Origin of the sequence: Citrobacter sp. Cf118, from assembly GCF_030334095.1 — a bacterium.
In the GTDB taxonomy this organism is placed as follows: Bacteria; Pseudomonadota; Gammaproteobacteria; order Enterobacterales; family Enterobacteriaceae; genus Citrobacter; species Citrobacter freundii.
Genome location: NZ_JAOWES010000088.1, coordinates 69,544 through 87,273 on the forward strand (window position 1 = coordinate 69,544; position 17,730 = coordinate 87,273).

The 17,730-nt window shown below is 49.5% G+C and carries 16 protein-coding genes and 1 tRNA gene; 13 read left to right on the forward strand and 4 right to left on the reverse strand.

Going from position 1 to position 17,730, the window contains the following annotated elements; translation table 11 throughout:
* Positions 1-3: 3 nt before the first annotated feature.
* The 6 genes from OGX67_RS20520 (at position 4) to dinB (ending at position 4,925) form a co-directional block, all read left to right on the forward strand.
* Positions 4-474 carry a flagellar basal body-associated FliL family protein gene (locus OGX67_RS20520; RefSeq protein WP_071696408.1) on the forward strand — a complete coding sequence of 157 codons (471 nt, stop codon included), beginning with the start codon at positions 4-6 and terminating at the stop codon, positions 472-474.
* A gap of 20 nt (positions 475-494) precedes the next feature.
* Complete coding sequence (locus OGX67_RS20525; protein WP_257651948.1) at positions 495-1,211, forward strand: FliA/WhiG family RNA polymerase sigma factor; 717 nt, start codon at positions 495-497, stop codon at positions 1,209-1,211.
* Between the two features lie 29 nt (positions 1,212-1,240).
* The gene (gene motA, locus OGX67_RS20530) at positions 1,241-2,104 is read left to right on the forward strand and encodes a flagellar motor stator protein MotA (RefSeq protein WP_257651947.1); all 864 of its coding nucleotides are present in this window, start codon (positions 1,241-1,243) and stop codon (positions 2,102-2,104) included.
* Between the two features lie 2 nt (positions 2,105-2,106).
* Positions 2,107-3,105, forward strand: a complete 999-nt coding sequence (gene lafU / locus OGX67_RS20535) for a putative lateral flagellar export/assembly protein LafU (protein ID WP_044714350.1) — start codon at positions 2,107-2,109, stop codon at positions 3,103-3,105.
* Between the two features lie 56 nt (positions 3,106-3,161).
* Positions 3,162-3,803: a hypothetical protein gene (locus OGX67_RS20540; protein ID WP_003838789.1), complete on the forward strand. Its 642-nt coding sequence runs from the start codon at positions 3,162-3,164 to the stop codon at positions 3,801-3,803.
* A gap of 66 nt (positions 3,804-3,869) precedes the next feature.
* The gene (gene dinB / locus OGX67_RS20545) at positions 3,870-4,925 is read left to right on the forward strand and encodes a DNA polymerase IV (protein WP_257651946.1); all 1,056 of its coding nucleotides are present in this window, start codon (positions 3,870-3,872) and stop codon (positions 4,923-4,925) included.
* A gap of 100 nt (positions 4,926-5,025) precedes the next feature.
* Here the strand turns inward: dinB and pepD are convergent, their stop codons facing one another.
* On the reverse strand, positions 5,026-6,483 hold the full coding sequence (gene pepD, locus OGX67_RS20550; protein WP_003031381.1) for a cytosol nonspecific dipeptidase: 1,458 nt from the start codon (positions 6,481-6,483) through the stop codon (positions 5,026-5,028).
* A gap of 261 nt (positions 6,484-6,744) precedes the next feature.
* Between pepD and gpt the strand changes: the two genes are divergently transcribed.
* The 3 genes from gpt to crl all read left to right on the forward strand — a co-directional run bounded on the left by gpt (position 6,745) and on the right by crl (position 9,007).
* Positions 6,745-7,203 (forward strand): xanthine phosphoribosyltransferase, encoded by a 459-nt coding sequence (gpt, locus tag OGX67_RS20555; protein WP_003031380.1) that lies wholly within the window; start codon positions 6,745-6,747, stop codon positions 7,201-7,203.
* 100 nt (positions 7,204-7,303) lie between these two features.
* Complete coding sequence (frsA, locus tag OGX67_RS20560) at positions 7,304-8,548, forward strand: esterase FrsA (RefSeq protein ID WP_003830828.1); 1,245 nt, start codon at positions 7,304-7,306, stop codon at positions 8,546-8,548.
* 57 nt (positions 8,549-8,605) lie between these two features.
* Positions 8,606-9,007: a sigma factor-binding protein Crl gene (crl, locus tag OGX67_RS20565; protein ID WP_003031376.1), complete on the forward strand. Its 402-nt coding sequence runs from the start codon at positions 8,606-8,608 to the stop codon at positions 9,005-9,007.
* A 55-nt stretch (positions 9,008-9,062) separates the two neighbouring features.
* Here the strand turns inward: crl and phoE are convergent, their stop codons facing one another.
* Complete coding sequence (phoE, locus tag OGX67_RS20570) at positions 9,063-10,118, reverse strand: phosphoporin PhoE (RefSeq protein ID WP_003031375.1); 1,056 nt, start codon at positions 10,116-10,118, stop codon at positions 9,063-9,065.
* Between the two features lie 290 nt (positions 10,119-10,408).
* On the opposite strand from phoE, the gene proB reads away from it, so the two are divergent.
* The 4 genes from proB (at position 10,409) to OGX67_RS20590 (ending at position 14,824) form a co-directional block, all read left to right on the forward strand.
* Entirely contained in the window at positions 10,409-11,512 is a 1,104-nt protein-coding gene (gene proB, locus OGX67_RS20575) for a glutamate 5-kinase (RefSeq protein ID WP_003031373.1), read from the forward strand.
* Between the two features lie 11 nt (positions 11,513-11,523).
* Positions 11,524-12,777, forward strand: coding sequence for a glutamate-5-semialdehyde dehydrogenase (proA, locus tag OGX67_RS20580; protein ID WP_071696411.1), 1,254 nt, complete (start codon positions 11,524-11,526; stop codon positions 12,775-12,777).
* Positions 12,778-12,891: 114 nt separating this feature from the next.
* A tRNA-Thr gene (locus OGX67_RS20585) sits at positions 12,892-12,967 on the forward strand.
* 378 nt (positions 12,968-13,345) lie between these two features.
* On the forward strand, positions 13,346-14,824 hold the full coding sequence (locus tag OGX67_RS20590) for a hypothetical protein (RefSeq protein WP_286527120.1): 1,479 nt from the start codon (positions 13,346-13,348) through the stop codon (positions 14,822-14,824).
* Positions 14,825-14,989: 165 nt separating this feature from the next.
* Here OGX67_RS20590 and OGX67_RS20595 read toward each other — a convergent pair whose 3' ends face one another.
* Together OGX67_RS20595 and nhaC are read right to left on the reverse strand one after the other, a co-directional pair.
* Positions 14,990-16,171 (reverse strand): MalY/PatB family protein, encoded by a 1,182-nt coding sequence (locus OGX67_RS20595; protein WP_032948599.1) that lies wholly within the window; start codon positions 16,169-16,171, stop codon positions 14,990-14,992.
* A gap of 12 nt (positions 16,172-16,183) precedes the next feature.
* On the reverse strand, positions 16,184-17,635 hold the full coding sequence (gene nhaC / locus OGX67_RS20600; RefSeq protein WP_204584047.1) for a Na+/H+ antiporter NhaC: 1,452 nt from the start codon (positions 17,633-17,635) through the stop codon (positions 16,184-16,186).
* Positions 17,636-17,730 lie beyond the last annotated feature (95 nt).

Here is a 17,730-nt window from a genome sequence, read left to right on the forward strand (position 1 = left end):
AAAATGAAGAAAATTGTTATCGCGTGTGTGATCAGCTCCGTTGTGGCTCTGGGTATTGCGGGGGGCGCAGGATGGGGCATTTATCATTCTATGAATAAGCGAACTACGGCTGCAGCAGGGGTCCCTACCCATGAAGCGGAAGACAGCCAGGATGAATCCAGCAGTATTTTTGTCTCCCTGCCGGAAACGGTAGTTACGCTGCATGATGATGAAGGGAGCGATCGCTATATGGTCGCTGAGCTGGTAATGGTCGTTGATTCAGAGAAAGATGCTGAAAAAATTAAGAAGGACGAACCGCTCTATCAAAGTATTACCGTAGATGAGCTTTCGAATATGAAATATGAAGATATTCGGGCGCTGAAGATCTCCGATATCAGAAAGAAAGTATTTGAGAATCTGAAAGTCGAATTAGCGAAACGTAAAATGGCGACACCTTATAAGGACATATTGGTGAAAAAAGTCGTGTTCCAATAAGCGACAAGCCAGGAAATAACATGATACAGGATGCTTACGAGTCAGAAGAATTTAATGCGACGCCCGTGCTCACGCCAAAGCAAGAGAGCCATTATTTACAGGCTTATCTACCTTTGGTGCGCAAAGTGGTGCGTCAACTTGCGCCGCAATGTACCTGCGTTATGGACAGGCAGGATATGGAACAAACGGCGCTGATGGGATTGCTGAACGCGATTCGCCGCTACGGTCAGCCAGACGAAGGTTTTGCCGGTTATGCTGTTCACCGCATACGTGGCGCAATTCTGGATGAGCTGCGCAGTCTCGACTGGCGGCCTCGCCAGTTACGGCAAAAATACCATCAGATTAAAGATTTGATTCGTGATGCGCGCACACAGCTTGGGCATGAACCCTCATGGGAGGAGCTGTCCCGGCTGGGATTATCGTCTGAGGATTATCAGGAATATCAACAGTTGGAAGGCGCCGAAACGCTGGCCAGTCTGGATGAATTGCTGAATGGCGATATGCCGATTGCACCGCTCGAAGGGCGGGGGCTTGAGGAGCAATTCGTCACCCAGGAAATGTTGAGTTACGCCCTGAGCCAGCTCAGCGAAAAAGAGAGCCTCGTGCTCTCAATGTATTACCAACACGATATGAATTTAAAAGAGATCGCGCTGGTATTAGGGCTGACCGAAGCCCGAATTTGTCAAATGAATAAAAAAATCACGCACAAGATTCGTGATTGTTTATATCCAGATTAACAATTCCGAATCAACATGCGGAGGACGTAATGCAAAAGATTTTTGGTTTATTAGTGGTTTTGGGCTGCGTATTTGGCGGCTACTTTGAGGCTGGTGGGCAGTTAATTGCTATTTGGCAGCCAGCAGAAATTATTATTATCGTCGGTGCTGGTCTGGGGGCGATGATTATTGGTAACCCGGTACATGTACTGAAAGAGATCGTCCACCAGATCAAAGGGGTAATCAGTAAAAAGAAAATGGGGCCGGAGTTTCAGCGTCAGCTACTGATGTGCCTGTATGAGTTGCTGGAAATGGTGCAAAACGGCGGTCTGCGTATGCTGGATCAGCATATCGAGCAGCCGGAAGAAAGCACCATTTTCCAGAAATACCCGCTGGTGCTGACTCAGAAGCGACTGGTGACATTTATCGCCGATAACTTCCGTCTAATGGCGATGGGTAAAATCGATGCCCATGAACTGGAAGGGATCCTCGATCAGGAACTGGATACCGCGGAAGAATCTTTGTTAACCCCTTCGCGCTCCTTGCAGCGTACCGCAGAGGCGATGCCTGGATTTGGCATTTGTGCTGCGGTATTGGGCATTATCATCACCATGCAGTCCATCGATGGCTCCATTGCGCTTATCGGTTTGAAAGTGGCGGCAGCGTTGGTGGGGACATTCTTAGGGGTATTCATCTGTTATTGTCTGATGGACCCGCTGGCAAACGCCATGGAACAGCAGGCGCGGGCAGAGCATTCGCTGCTCGAATACGTACGTACCGTGCTGGTGGCGCAAGCGGGCGGTAAACCGACGCTACTGGCGGTCGATGCTGGCCGTAAGCTTCTCCATCTGGCCTCTAAACCCACTTTCGCCAATCTGGATGCATGGGTTAATGCGATGCTGGAGCAGGAATAAGCATGAGGAAGGGGCCAAATCGTCGCGATCGCGGCGCGAAAACCACCATTATCCGCCGACAAATTAAAAAGCATCATGCAGGCCATCATGGCGGGGCGTGGAAGGTCGCCTTTGCTGACTTTACGCTGGCGATGATGGCGCTGTTTATGACGCTGTGGATTGTGAACAGCGTCAGCAAGGCTGACCGAGAAAATATTGTGGCGGCGCTGCACGGCCAGTCAATCTTTAATGGTGGCGGTATGGCACCTTTAAACAAGCTGGGCAAGCAGCCGATAGCGCCGGGTGCGCAGAAGAAAAACGTCACGCGCAACAAGCTGGATAAAACGGTTACCCCGCAAGAGACGGCGAAGATCACAGAAGATAACGCCAAAAAAGCGCTGGATGTAAATGAAAAAGCGGTGTTGCTGAAGCAAAAATCAGCGCGTGAATTGGGCGAGCTGGCGACCGATATTAACGTCATTGCCCGCAACGCACATATGGAAACCAACCTCGAGATGGAGATTGTTCCTCAGGGGTTGCGCGTACTGATTAAAGATGACCAGAACCGGAATATGTTTGAACGCGGCAGCGCCAAAATTATGCCGTTCTTTAAATCGCTGCTGGTTGAGCTGACCCCCGTGTTTGACTCGCTGGACAACAAGCTCATCATTACCGGACATACGGATGCGATGAGCTATAAGAGCAACATTTACAACAACTGGAACCTCTCCGGCGACCGTGCTTTGTCAGCACGACGCGTGCTGGAAGATGCCGGCATGCCGCAGGATAAAGTCATGCAGGTTAGCGCCATGGCGGACCAAATGCTGCTGGATGCGAAAAACCCGGAAAGCGCAGGCAACCGCCGTATTGAGATCATGGTGTTAACGCAAAGTGCTTCCGATACGCTGTATCAATATTTTGGTCAGCACGGCGAGAAAGTGGTTCAGCCACTGGTTGATAAGCTGGACAAACAAAAGCAGGTGACTTCTTTACGTCAGCCCTCTGTTCCCGTCACTCATTAATTCTGTTTTCCGCCCCCCACGCAACGTGGGGGCAAATTATCCCTCAGGAAGGTAATGTGATAGATGTAACCCATATTATTCCATTGGATATTCATACTGATAATGTCACTGATGGGGCTTGTCAGGGCGCGCATTTCGACCCGGTTTCAGGTATCTGGTACACCGAGCCTCATGTGTTAAATGAGGGGCTTCGTGACTATGTCTACAACACCGACAGTTTTAACATCGTTGCGCCGTACTATCTGGTGATTACCTCGAAGATGCACTGCTGGAGCTGCCACCAGCTCACCCATATTCACGGGGTGATGTTTACCCGCTTTATCAGAAAAGATCAGGATGGCAAAGGCTGGCAATCTATTCGACGGAATACCTTTCTGTTCCACATTAATTCTCTGCCTGAAGAGATACAAAAGAACATCAAAGCCAGCAATTACTATCTGGATAAAAGTAAAACTACCGGGCTACGTTACTGGATGAATCATTGTGAAATTTGTGGAGAACGTCTGGGCGACTATGAGCTTTTCTGCGTGGAAAATGATGCATTTCGCCTGATGACGATCGAAAAATTGCTGCGGGCAAAGATTCGCAAAGTGAATAAACTTTTTGTCAGTACGGCGGGTAATCCCGCAGAACATAAGATCACGGACATCGTGCGTTACCTGTGCGATGCACGCTTCGTCATGAATGGTCCGGCCTAAGGCATAAACAGACTTCTCACAACATAAAAATACTGTATACTTAAACAGTGTTGTGGGAGGCGAGCGATGCGCAAAATCATACATGTCGATATGGACTGCTTTTTCGCGGCGGTGGAAATGCGCGACAACCCCGCCTTGCGTGATATTCCCATTGCTATTGGCGGCAGTCGTGAACGTCGGGGAGTCATCAGCACGGCCAATTACCCGGCGCGCAAATTTGGTGTGCGTAGCGCAATGCCGACCGGAATGGCGTTAAAACTGTGCCCGCATCTCACGTTATTACCTGGTCGTTACGAGGCCTATAAAGAAGCTTCCCGCCAGATTCAGGCTATTTTCTCCCGCTATACCTCGCTGATAGAACCGCTTTCGCTGGATGAAGCCTATCTGGATGTGACTGACAGCACTCACTGCCATGGCTCAGCTACGCTGATGGCTCAGGAGATCCGCCAGACAATTTTTGCCGAGCTACAGTTAACCGCCTCTGCCGGAATTGCGCCGGTCAAATTTCTGGCAAAAATAGCCTCCGATCTCAACAAACCCAATGGGCAATATGTGATTACCCCTGCCGATGTTCCTGAATTTCTCAGAACATTACCGTTAGGCAAAATTCCCGGCGTTGGCAAAGTCTCTGCTGCTAAGTTGGAAGCGATGGGGTTGCGAACCTGCGAGGATGTTCAGAAATACGATCTGGCCATGTTGCTCAAACGTTTTGGTAAGTTTGGTCGCGTGTTGTGGGAACGCAGCCAGGGCATTGATGAGCGCGACGTCAACAATGACAGACTGCGCAAATCAGTCGGCGTCGAGCGTACTTTGGCAGAAGATATTCATGAGTGGGCTGAATGTGAGGAGATTATTGAGCGGCTATATCCCGAACTGGAACGACGTCTGGCCAAGGTAAAACCGGATCTGTTGATCGCCCGGCAGGGAGTAAAACTCAAGTTTAATGATTTTCAGCAAACCACGCAGGAGCACGTCTGGCCGCGCTTAAGTAAAGATGACTTAATTGCGACGGCGCGCAAAACCTGGAATGAACGTCGGGGAGGGCGGGGCGTAAGGCTGGTGGGATTACACGTCACGCTGCTGGATCCACAGCTGGAAAAACAACTACTGTTGGGGCTGTGATGTTGATGTATTGCCGGATGGCTGCGTAAAAACTATGTCCGGCCTACAAATCAGCATGTAGGCCGGATAAGCACAGCGCCATCCGGCGTTTAGCGCAGACTTACTTCGCCGGAATAGACTTCAGCAGTTCAGTCAGCAGCGTCCAGTAATGGCCGACGCTTTCGATATGAACCTGTTCATCCGGGGAGTGCGGACCGGTGATGGTTGGCCCGATGGAAACCATGTCCATATCTGGATACGGTTTCTTGAACAGACCACATTCCAGACCGGCGTGGATGATTTGGATGTTAGGCGTTTTGTTGAACAGACGCTGATAGGTTTCACGAACCAGGTGCATAACCGGAGAGTTGGCATCCGGCTGCCAGCCAGGGTATCCGCCTTTTGCCTGGGTTTTCGCGCCAGCCAGTTTACCCAGTGAATCCAGCATGCTCACCACGTAGTCTTTACCGCTGTCGATCAGAGAACGGATGAGGCAGTGAATTTCAACGTTGTCGTCAGTCATGGTTACAACGCCGACGTTCAGGGAAGTTTCTACCACGCCTTTGGCGACGTCGGAGTTGCGGATAACACCGTTCGGGGTGGCGTTCAGCAGACGCACAAAGCTGTCGCGAGACTCAGCGGTCAGCGCGGCTTTGTCTTGAGTAACGGCATCCAGCAGCAGAGCCAGGTTCTTCTCTTTGGCTTCCAGTTCGTTTTTCAGGATTTCCTGATAGGTGTTGACCAGCGCTTTTAACGCATCAACTTTATCTGCAGCCACGGCCAGGGTGGCAAAGGCTTCACGCGGAATTGCGTTACGCAGCGTACCGCCGTTGAAATCAACCAGACGCAGATCCAGCTCTTCAGCGTGGCCCGCCAGGAAGCGTACCAGCAGCTTGTTCGCGTTACCGAGACCAACGTGGATTTCGCCGCCGGAGTGGCCGCCTTTCAGGCCTTTTAACGTCAGCTTAAAGCTCTGGAAGCCAGCAGGGATTGCTTCACGGGACAGCGGCAGGTTAGAGGTAAAGTCGATACCGCCTGCGCAACCCATGTAGATCTCACCTTCTTCTTCTGAGTCGGTGTTGATTAGGATATCTGCCTGCAACCAGTTAGCCTGCAGACCAAACGCGCCATCCATACCTGCTTCTTCGGTCATGGTCAGCAGCACTTCCAGAGGACCATGTACCACGCTGTCATCAGCCAGAACGGCCAGCGCGGACGCCATACCGATACCGTTATCCGCACCCAGCGTGGTGCCACGGGCTTTTACCCATTCGCCATCAATATAAGGTTGGATAGGATCTTTGGTGAAGTCGTGCACGGTGTCGTTGTTTTTCTGCGGGACCATATCCAGGTGCGCCTGCAGAACGACCGGTTTACGGTTTTCCATGCCTGCGGTAGCGGGTTTGCGAATCAGGATATTACCGACTTGATCGCGCTCGACGTGGAAACCTTTTTCCTGGGCCCAGCTCAGAATGTGTTCAGCGAGCTGCTCTTCATGATAGGACGGATGAGGAATAGAACAGATTTTGGCAAAAATATCCCATAGCGGTTGCGGGGATAATTGAGACAGTTCAGACACGTTGAGTCTCCTTGGCGATGTCCTACAAAACTTGCTTGCAGGCCACGGGGTTAGCAGAATTAAAAACATCACAAGTCAGGCTTGCGCGATGCGATTGAGAATACCACTTTCTCCGCTGACGGCTAGCATAAAGCATGCAAAAAGAGGCGCGGATTCCGCGAAACACTGGTTTTTAGTGCGTCAGATCTCTATAATCTCGCGCAACCTATTTCCCCCTCGAACACTTTTTAAGCCGTAGATAAACAGGCTGGGACACTTCACATGAGCGAAAAATACGTCGTCACCTGGGACATGTTGCAGATCCATGCACGTAAACTGGCAAGCCGCCTGATGCCTTCTGAACAATGGAAAGGCATTATTGCCGTTAGCCGTGGTGGTCTGGTACCGGGCGCATTGCTGGCGCGTGAATTGGGTATTCGTCATGTCGATACCGTATGCATCTCCAGCTACGATCACGACAACCAGCGCGAACTGAAAGTGCTGAAACGTGCCGAAGGCGACGGTGAAGGTTTCATCGTAATCGATGACCTGGTTGACACCGGTGGTACCGCCGTTGCGATCCGCGAAATGTATCCTAAAGCGCATTTCGTTACTATCTTCGCTAAGCCGGCAGGTCGCCCGCTGGTGAATGATTATGTTGTTGATATCCCTCAGGATACCTGGATTGAGCAGCCGTGGGATATGGGCGTGGTGTTCGTCCCGCCGATCTCTGGTCGCTAATCTAAAAAGTTTTCAACGCCTGGCAACTGCCGGGCGTTGTTCTTTTTGTGCAGTGTCAGGTTACACTATGCCTTAGTGAGTACTCATGGAGGCTGCAATCATGTCACAGGCTAACCTCAGCGAAGTCCTGTTTAAACCCCGCTTCAAACACCCTGAAACGTCAACGCTGGTTCGTCGTTTTAATCACGGCGCGCAGCCGTCCGTACAATCTGCCCTGGATGGTAAAACCATTCCCCACTGGTATCGCATGGTGAATCGTCTGATGTGGATCTGGCGTGGCGTCGACCCGCGTGAAATCCTTGAGGTGCAGGCACGTATCGTGATGAGCGAAGCCGAACGTACGGATAAAGAACTCTACGATACGGTTATCGGCTATCGCGGTGGGAACTGGATCTATGAGTGGGCGAAGCAGGCGATGGACTGGCAACAGAAAGCGTCTATGGAAGAGGATCCGCAGGTGAGCGGACGCCACTGGCTGCATGCGTCTACGTTGTACAATATTGCCGCTTACCCGCACCTGAAAGGCGATGAGCTGGCAGAACAGGCACAGGCTTTGGCCAATCGCGCCTATGAAGAGGCCGCGCAGCGACTGCCGGGGACGTTGCGCGAGATGGAATTTGCCGTTACCGGCGGCGCGCCAATCACTGGATTTCTGCATATGCCAAAAGGCGACGGTCCGTTCCCGACGGTGCTGATGTGCGGTGGCCTCGATTCCATGCAAACGGATTATTACAGTCTGTATGAGCGCTACTTTGCTCCGCGTGGCATTGCCATGCTGACGCTGGATATGCCGTCAGTTGGGTTCTCATCAAAATGGAAACTGACTCAGGATTCCAGCCTGCTGCATCAGCACGTATTAAAAGCGCTGCCTAATGTTCCCTGGGTGGATCACACTCGCGTGGCGGCCTTCGGTTTCCGCTTTGGCGCTAACGTAGCGGTACGTCTGGCATATCTGGAATCATCACGTCTGAAGGCGGTGGCCTGTCTGGGACCAGTGGTTCATGCGCTGCTCAGTGACCCGCAGCGTCAGGCGAGCGTCCCGGAAATGTATCTTGATGTACTGGCTAGCCGCCTGGGGATGCATGACGCCTCCGATGAAGCGCTGCGCGTTGAGCTTAATCGCTATTCATTAAAAGTGCAGGGCCTGCTGGGGCGACGCTGCCCGACGCCAATGCTTTCGGGGTTCTGGAAGAACGACCCGTTTAGCCCGGAAGAAGAGTCACGTTTAATCACATCTTCATCTTCAGACGGTAAGCTACTGGAGATCCCCTTCAATCCGGTGTATCGCAATTTTGACAAAGGGTTGCAGGAAATAACCGGTTGGATCAATCAGAGATTGTGTTAAAAGTTTGCTAAATTTTATCGATTTGGTAAAACAGGTGCTTCACCTAAGGAGATCGTAATGACGTTACCGAGTGGGCATCCGAAAAGTAGATTGATCAAGAAATTCACCGCGCTTGGCCCGTACATCCGGGAAGGGCAGTGCGAAGATAATCGATTTTTTTTCGATTGTCTGGCTGTTTGCGTCAACGTGAAACCCGCCCCTGAGAAACGCGAGTTCTGGGGCTGGTGGATGGAACTGGAGGCGCAGGAAAAACGCTTCACGTATAGTTATCAGTTTGGTTTGTTTGATAAAGACGGTAACTGGACTGCGGTGCCGGTGAAAGAGACTGAAGTGGTAGAGCGACTGGAATACACCTTACGTGAATTCCATGAAAAATTACTTGGCTTGTTAACGACGCTGAATCTGGCGCTGGAACCTGCTGACGACTTTAAGGATGAACCGGTTAAGTTAACGGCATAATGAACAGTGAAAAGCCGGATGGCGGCGCAACCCCATCCGGCTTTTTTATGCTATATCAAAACTGGTAGACCATACCGACGGCAACGATATTATCATCGTTGATACCCAGCTTATTATCGCTATCGAGCTGGTTGATTTTATAATCGACAAACGCGGACATATTTTTGTTGAAATAGTACGTTGCGCCGAGATCAATATAATTCACCAGATCTTCATTGCCGACGCCTTCAATATCTTTCCCTTTAGACAGCACATAACCCAGTGACGGACGCAGACCAAAGTCAAACTGGTACTGAACGACCGCTTCGAAGTTCTGTGTTTTATTAGCAAAGCCACCGGAAATTGGCGTCATATTGCGCGTTTCAGAATAGAACGTTGCAATATAAATATCGTTAGCATCATATTTTAAGCCAGTTGCCCAGGCTTCTGCTTTATCGCCTGTACCGCGAGTTTGCAGATTCTGCTGGTTAGTACGATCGGAGTTGGTATAAGCGCCGCTCACCGCAAAATCGCTGCCGCCAAAGTCATAGGTAACGGAAGTACCAAAACCGTCGCCGTTCTGTTTTTTCACATCGCGGTCCTGGTTTTTACCCTGATATTGCAGGGTCAGATCCAGGCCATCCACGACGCCGAAGAAGTCGGTGTTACGGTAAGTTGCCAGGCCGCTGGCACGTTTGGTCATAAAGTTATCGGTCTGTGCGGAGGAGTCGCCGCCGAATTCCGGGAACATATCGGTCCATGCTTCCACGTCATACAGCGCACCCAGGTTACGACCATAATCAAATGAGCCAAAATCTTTTAATTTCACACCAGCGAAGGCCAGACGTGTTTTTTGTTGGTTAGAATCGCTTTCAGCTTTATTGCCGGCGAATTCAGCCTCCCAACGACCATAACCGGTCAGTTGATCGTTAATTTGCGTTTCGCCTTTAAAACCTAAACGGATATAGCTTTGGTCACCATCTTTGCTGTCATAATCCGTCATGTAATGCATGGCTTTTACTTTGCCGTATAAGTCCAGCTTATTACCGTTCTTGTTATACACTTCCGCTGCCTGTACGGATGCCGACGCAACAATTCCCATCACCACTAATGCCAGAGTGCTCTTTTTCATTTTCATTCCTGATTAAAAGTACGCGCTAATATTCACTGGGTGTGATCCCCCGTTAAAAGACAGGAGGGTTTTTAACGTCTGGCAATGAACGTTTTATGACAAAGTAAGAATATTTTTAAAAAAGGATGTTTTTTTGTTTCTGTAATAAATGCGTCAAAATCTGCCGCTACGCTTGCTGATCCTGCGCAATAAAATTTCATGCTTTGTGCGCTGGTTGTTGGCAACCGGGGCCAGTCCTGCTAAAACGTTCGTTTGATATCATTTTCCCCAATTTTGAATGGCAGAGAATCATGAGTGACAGCCAGACGCTGGTGGTAAAACTTGGCACCAGTGTGTTAACGGGCGGATCCCGCCGCCTGAACCGCGCCCACATCGTAGAACTGGTTCGCCAGTGCGCGCAGCTCCATGCCGCAGGGCATCGTATTGTTATTGTTACCTCAGGCGCGATTGCCGCTGGACGTGAGCATCTTGGTTACCCTGAACTCCCGGCAACGATAGCCTCGAAACAGCTGTTGGCAGCGGTAGGGCAGAGCCGACTGATTCAACTATGGGAACAGCTTTTCTCGATTTACGGTATTCATATCGGGCAGATGCTGCTGACGCGTGCGGATATGGAAGACAGAGAGCGCTTCCTCAATGCCCGCGATACGTTGCGTGCGCTGCTGGATAACAACATCGTTCCGGTCATTAATGAGAACGATGCGGTGGCGACCGCTGAAATTAAAGTGGGTGATAACGACAACCTCTCAGCGCTGGCGGCAATTCTGGCTGGAGCCGATAAGCTGCTGCTGTTGACCGATCAGCAGGGGCTGTTCACCGCCGATCCGCGCACTAATCCGCAGGCGGAGCTGATCAAAGACGTGCACGGTATTGATGATGCGCTGCGCGCCATTGCCGGAGACAGCGTCTCGGGTCTGGGAACCGGCGGCATGGGGACTAAACTGCAGGCCGCCGATGTCGCGTGCCGCGCCGGGATCGACACCATAATTGCCGCAGGCAGCAAACCGGGCGTGATTGGCGACGTGATGGAAGGCGTTTCCGTTGGGACGCGTTTTCATGCACAGGCATCTCCACTGGAGAACCGTAAACGCTGGATCTTCGGCGCGCCGCCTGCCGGAGAAATTACTGTTGATGAGGGCGCTACCGCAGCGATTCTGGAACGCGGCAGCTCATTACTGCCAAAAGGCATTAAAAGCGTGACAGGCAACTTCTCTCGTGGTGAAGTGATCCGCATCTGCAATCTCGAAGGGCGCGATATTGCCCACGGCGTCACCCGCTATAACAGCGATGCGCTGCGCCGTATTGCCGGACATCACTCACAACAGATCGACACCATCCTGGGCTACGAATACGGCCCGGTTGCTGTCCATCGTGACGACATGATCACCCGTTAAGGAACAGGCATATGCTGGAAAAAATGGGCATTGCTGCCAAAGCCGCGTCATATAAGCTGGCGCTGCTCTCCAGTCGCGAAAAAAATCGCGTACTGGAAACCATTGCTGATGAGTTGGAAGCGCAAACCGAAAGCATCCTCAGCGCGAACGTACAAGATGTTGAGCAGGCGCGAGCCAACGGCCTGAGCGATGCGATGCTCGACCGCCTCGCTCTGACGCCAGCGCGTCTGAAAGCGATTGCTGACGATGTACGCCAGGTGTGTAATCTCGCCGACCCGGTCGGGCAGGTGATTGACGGTGGGCTGCTGGACAGCGGTCTGCGTCTGGAGCGTCGTCGCGTCCCGCTGGGCGTGATTGGCGTAATTTATGAAGCGCGCCCAAACGTCACCGTTGACGTTGCCTCCCTGTGCCTGAAAACCGGCAATGCCGCGATCCTGCGTGGTGGGAAAGAGACCTACCGGACGAACGCCGCCACCGTAGCGGTTATCCAAAAGGCGCTGGAAGCCTGCGGTTTACCCGCGGCTGCCGTACAGTCGATTGATAACCCGGACCGCGCACTGGTCGCTGAGATGCTACGGATGGATAAGTACATCGATATGCTGATCCCTCGCGGTGGCGCGGGCCTGCACAAGCTGTGTCGTGAGCAGTCGACTATCCCGGTCATCACCGGCGGCATTGGCGTATGTCATATCTATGTTGATGATAGCGCGGAGATCGCCCCGGCCCTGAAGATTATCGTCAACGCCAAAACCCAGCGTCCGAGCACCTGCAACACCGTAGAAACTCTGCTGGTGCATCAGGATATCGCCGCGCGTTTTCTGCCAGCATTGAGCCAGCAGATGGCACAAAGCGGCGTCACTCTGCACGGAGACGAAATGGCGCTGGCTACATTGAAGGCAGGACCTGCTAATGTGGTTGCGGTGAAAGCTGAAGAGTATGACGACGAGTTTCTGTCGCTGGATTTGAACGTGAAAATCGTCACCAGTTTGGATGATGCCATCGCCCACATCCGCGAGCATGGTACCCAGCATTCCGATGCGATCCTGACGCGTACGCTACGCAACGCCGATCGTTTTGTGAATGAAGTCGATTCTTCCGCTGTGTACGTTAACGCTTCTACGCGTTTTACCGATGGCGGCCAGTTTGGACTGGGTGCGGAAGTGGCGGTAAGTACGCAAAAACTGCACGCGCGTGGCCCAATGGGGCTGGAAGCACTGACTACATACAAATGGGTTGGCTTCGGTGACGACACGATTCGTGCGTAATTGAAACCGGGTGATGCAAAAATAGGCGTTTGATTCACAAGGCCATTGACGCGTCGCCCGGTTAGTTTTAACCTTCTACCCCGTGTTCACATTCGTGGACATATCCTTTTCAGGGCCGATATAGCTCAGTTGGTAGAGCAGCGCATTCGTAATGCGAAGGTCGTAGGTTCGACTCCTATTATCGGCACCATCTTTTTTCGTAAAATCATTAAGTTACTATTGCAGTGTTTTGCTTTGTTCAACACTAATGTGCAATTTTGCGCGTTGTGGATGTGACGAAATTGTAGCAACTGATGATCAATATATTTGTTTCAATGAGTTGAACAATGCAAAGTGGGAGTTTTGTAAGACGTGCAATCGCAGGTCCTCGCCATTCTGTGAGCGGAGATTTTAGCTCCGAATTACATGAAAACCACAATTTTACTTAGGGATGGGGTGATTTTACATGAATAAGAACATTTACCTAGAAAAAACAAGCGACTAACATAAACTTATTGGCAGAAATCCTTGTCATCTTGCGCTGTATTTTTTAATCTATCTTCAATATCTACCAGAAGATAGGCCCCTCATGAAATTCCAGGACGTTGCTACTTTTTCCGGAAATATTCTCACCTTTTTGGGATTGCCAGCACTGATTTTTTTTAAATTTTCCTCTTTTTTGTTTTTTCTGAATGAATGGAAGATTCCTTTCATATGTGGTTCTGTTGTCATTCTAATAACTACATTAATTTATCATCGAAAAAAAAGACGTTATCCCAACAAGTCGAGTTGTTTCTCATTGCTTGTGTTGTTTTTTGCAATGGGTTGTGCGATTTTCTACCAACCATATCCTGAATTTGCACAGATAAGCATTTCTGGCTTCTATAATGAAAAAGATGGGGGGTGGAACAGTAGTAATACAGATGAAAATGCTTATGACATCACTCACCAGATGGAGGAGACATGGAAAAGGGCCACATCTAAAGAGAATCCTTCATTCCAATTTGTGCCCCCGTTTGCGGTTGAGAACTGGCAATTTCCGACATTGTTTTTGACTCATCGTTCTAAACAGCAAATAATTAATTTGGCTGAAGCTAATTCTCGCTCAGTTGTAACGTTGGTAGGGTTTACACGTGATAATAAAATAGAGAAAATCCACTATAGTTTGAACGGGAAGTTGTTATCACCCAATGCGCATAGCATTAATTTAGAGAGTAGATGGTTTAATCAGATTTTTGATAAAATTATTTCGCAATCACAGTTAACTGATGCTCAAAAGCGAGAGATAATAGCTAAGATCCTCTTCATTGATATAAATGCCCGTACACTAAGTGCCCGAAAAGATGAAATGGACGCTATTGGTATGGCTAACCTGGTCGTTAAGATAAGAAGTGAGGTCATTGATTTAAAAGGGAGATATCCTTTTATAGACGATGAGCTCAACTTTTTGATGGCTGGTCTGACAGCTTCTTTCGTAGATGTTTATAGTGCAGAACTATCTGATGACGTCGCTGCTGGGTTTTTAGTGCAGGCACTCAGCTTTCATCCGTATTATCCTTATCCAGATAAGGAGAGTTTTCAACGCGCTTATGTCAAAAATAGTTATGATAAATGGAAACTAACTAATGATGCTGAAAATGATGTGACTGTATTGAGCCACCTTGCGCAGTTGACATATTTTATCGAAGATACTAAGGAAAAAGAAAAGATCATTGATGAATTTAAAAATCAGGTTTTTCTTCAAAACCAATCGCCTACGATTTTTTATTCAATGTTAGAAATGATCAAAACCAGTAATTCACTGCTTGATATACCAGTTAAACAAATTCATGAAATTAAAGAAATAGAAGATTATACGGATAGTTTTCTTTACCAACATCCAGGCATGGATGATGAATTCATTGAGTTAAAAAGCGCATTGTTATACGGTGTATGCCATACCTGGTATGTTAATCATAATCGAAAAAAAGATGCTTCAAGGTTATTTGGGAAATTCACAAATATCGTGGATAATAATCCTAATGTGTTGCATTTTTTAATGAAAATGAAACAAGAGGATAGTGAATGAAAATAATAGTGCCTGAATCCTCGTTTTAGCTTGTAATAGCAAAAACGCGCTTAGACTCCCCTGTATGTTGGTGGCTAACAGGTACTATATCACTTGGTTTTTCATTAAAATGGCTGATAATATCGAGCGGCCCTGCGCCAGGGCCGATTCGTTTACTGAGCAGATTTAGCAAGATGTAAATGCAATACGCTTCAACCCCTCTACCGCTTTTTCGAGGTAGGCGCGTGGACATCCCATGTTCAGGCGGATAAAACCTTTTCCAGCAGGACCAAAGCTATTTCCCATTGAAGGCGCAATACCGGCAACATCAAGCATTACCCATTTGAGCTGCTCATCATCCAGTCCAAGCGCTTTGCAATCTATCCACAGTAGATAAGTTGCCTGGGAAGGAACAACCCGAGCCCACGGGAGATGTTCATCAATTTGTTGAATAAACCAGCGTCGATTTTCAGCCAGATAGCCAAGTAACTCGTCTAACCATGGTGCACCATGTTGCCATGCTGCCGTACTCGCTTCGACGGATAGCGCATTGAATACATCCAGCCCATGTGCATCCAGACGGCGTAAAAAGTGTTCACGCAATGCCGGTGCCGGTATCAGAAAATTAGCAATACGCAATGTCGACAAACCAAACGTTTTACTGGCTGAAGTGGCTGAAATTACACGCGAATGCCAGCGTTCTCCCAGATGAAGAACTGAAGTAAATTGTTCTCCAGGAAGCAATAAATCTGCCCATATTTCATCAGACAGCAACGTCACATCATAGGTTTCGCACAGCGTAAGTAGCTGTTCCAGCTCCTGTGCAGACCAACAACGGCCGGTTGGGTTATGCGGATTACATAAAATCATCAACGGTGGACGTTCAGTCCGGAATAACATTTCCAGGTGAGCAAAATCCATTTGATAACCGGTAGCCGGGTCCTCATACAACGGATTTTCCAGCAACTGTCTGCCGTTCAAAGAGATAATTTTAGCGAATGAGCCATAATAAGGCCCCTGAACGACTACGCCTTCACCGGGTTGGCTCAGCATTTGTACGAGTAGCGATAATCCCGGAACAACACCTTCAATACTGCAGATCCATTCTTGCTTGATTTCCAGCTGATGCCGGGTTGAGAGCCATGAGATTAATGAATCAAAGTAGCTTTGTGGCCGTTCGCTGTAACCAAAAATACCGTGCCCGACGCGGTGAGTTAAAGCCTCCTGAACAGCGGGTGGGCAAGTAAAGTCAAAATCAGACACCCACATTGGCAACAGTTGATGTGTATCCTCGCCGAAATATCGCGCCATAAAGTCCCATTTCAGCGAGGCGGTATCGTGGCGATCGATAATCTTATTAAAATCCATTACATGCTCTCCCTATTCTGTTGCCGTAATATTTTTTTCTGTTTCTGTCACTGATGGCGCCTTCGCAATACCGATTCCCGTGAAGCCGTAAATCAAGGCGAAGAAGATTGCGGCATAGCACTGAATCGCCCATGGCAATAAATCCAGTGTGCTCACTCCTAATGTTGTGGCCATATAAACTCCGGCGGCGGTCCATGGCAACAACGGCTCAATGACGGTGCCAGCGTCTTCAATTGTGCGGGACAGATTTTTGGTATCCAGTCCCATGCGGCGGTATGCGTCTTTAAATAATTCAGCTGGAACCAGAAGAGCCAGCTTGCCGTCGCTTGTCGCTCCGGTAACAAGAAGGGTGGTACCAATGGTTGCCGCAATTAACTGACCGACGCTGTGAATGACCGTCAGTAAGCGGTTAATGATAATGTTGAGTGCGCCCGTTAACGTTAAGGCACCGGCAAAAGAAAATGCGCAAAATACCAGAAGAATAGTGCTCATCATTGAGAACATTCCGCCACGGTTCAGCAGGCGCGGAACATCAGCAATAATGCCCTCACTCCCTTGCGGGAACATAGTAATGTTGAACCCATCTATAAAGGCATCCAGCCCCTGCTTGATGCTGAGTTCTTGCATGACAACGCCCAGAATCAGGGCTAATACGCATGCGCTCAGCATTAAAGGAATGACCGGCTTTTTACGAATCGCGCCCCACAACACAATAACCGGTGGCAAAATCAGAATGATATTGAAGTGGTATAGCGACTCCAGAGCGTTGACAATATCGGTAACCCGTTGCGGCGTGGCGACCTCGCCGAGCATATTGCTGTGGCCCGCAATAAGATAAACCACGGCGGCAAGCAGAAAGCTGGGAATAGTGGTCCACAATAAGTGCTGGATATGCTCGAAAAGGGTGGTATCTGCGACAATGGCCGCAAAGTTGGTGGAGTCTGACAGCGGCGATATCTTGTCACCGAAGTAAGCGCCAGAAACAACGGCACCTGCCGCTGCTGCCAATGAGACATCCAGTCCTGCGGCAACCCCCATCAGCGCTACGCCAACCGTTCCGGCGGAACCCCAGGAGGTTCCGGTACACACCGATACGACGCTGGTCAAAAAGAACGCGGCGATGAGAATGTATTCGGGGCTGATGAGTTTAAGTCCCCAGTACACCATGTAAGGGATGGTGCCGCTGAACATCCATGTACCAATCAGGCCGCCAACACAGATAAGAATCATGATAACCGGCATTGCTTTGGCGAGTTTATCCACCACCGAATTAATGATGTCTTCCCAGCAATACCCTTGCCACCAGGCCATGCCCGCGGCGACTGCAGCAGAACAAAGCAATAAAGGCTCAATACGTAGCCCCATGATGCCGTAGCCAATAATTAACAGCAGTAGCATGGCTAAAATAGGGATCACTGCCAGTCCAAATGAGAGTGCTTTTTTCTGATTTTGAGAGGCATTCATTCATGAATCTCCAGTCTGTAAGGTCGCTCAAGAGTAGAGAACACTCTTTTGTCTGACTGTGATCGTTCATTGGCCCTCATGTAAGCGATTACATG

Excerpts from the sequence above, each read along its gene's own strand:
- OGX67_RS20520 (WP_071696408.1), top strand. The coding sequence starts at position 4 with ATGAAGAAAATTGTTATCGCGTGTGTGATCAGCTCCGTTGTGGCTCTG.
- OGX67_RS20525 (WP_257651948.1), top strand. The coding sequence starts at position 495 with ATGATACAGGATGCTTACGAGTCAGAAGAATTTAATGCGACGCCCGTG.
- motA (WP_257651947.1), top strand. The coding sequence starts at position 1,241 with ATGCAAAAGATTTTTGGTTTATTAGTGGTTTTGGGCTGCGTATTTGGC.
- lafU (WP_044714350.1), top strand. The coding sequence starts at position 2,107 with ATGAGGAAGGGGCCAAATCGTCGCGATCGCGGCGCGAAAACCACCATT.
- dinB (WP_257651946.1), top strand. The coding sequence starts at position 3,870 with ATGCGCAAAATCATACATGTCGATATGGACTGCTTTTTCGCGGCGGTG.
- gpt (WP_003031380.1), top strand. The coding sequence starts at position 6,745 with ATGAGCGAAAAATACGTCGTCACCTGGGACATGTTGCAGATCCATGCA.
- frsA (WP_003830828.1), top strand. The coding sequence starts at position 7,304 with ATGTCACAGGCTAACCTCAGCGAAGTCCTGTTTAAACCCCGCTTCAAA.
- crl (WP_003031376.1), top strand. The coding sequence starts at position 8,606 with ATGACGTTACCGAGTGGGCATCCGAAAAGTAGATTGATCAAGAAATTC.
- phoE (WP_003031375.1), bottom strand. The coding sequence starts at position 10,118 with ATGAAAAAGAGCACTCTGGCATTAGTGGTGATGGGAATTGTTGCGTCG.
- proB (WP_003031373.1), top strand. The coding sequence starts at position 10,409 with ATGAGTGACAGCCAGACGCTGGTGGTAAAACTTGGCACCAGTGTGTTA.
- proA (WP_071696411.1), top strand. The coding sequence starts at position 11,524 with ATGCTGGAAAAAATGGGCATTGCTGCCAAAGCCGCGTCATATAAGCTG.
- OGX67_RS20590 (WP_286527120.1), top strand. The coding sequence starts at position 13,346 with ATGAAATTCCAGGACGTTGCTACTTTTTCCGGAAATATTCTCACCTTT.
- OGX67_RS20595 (WP_032948599.1), bottom strand. The coding sequence starts at position 16,171 with ATGGATTTTAATAAGATTATCGATCGCCACGATACCGCCTCGCTGAAA.
- nhaC (WP_204584047.1), bottom strand. The coding sequence starts at position 17,635 with ATGAATGCCTCTCAAAATCAGAAAAAAGCACTCTCATTTGGACTGGCA.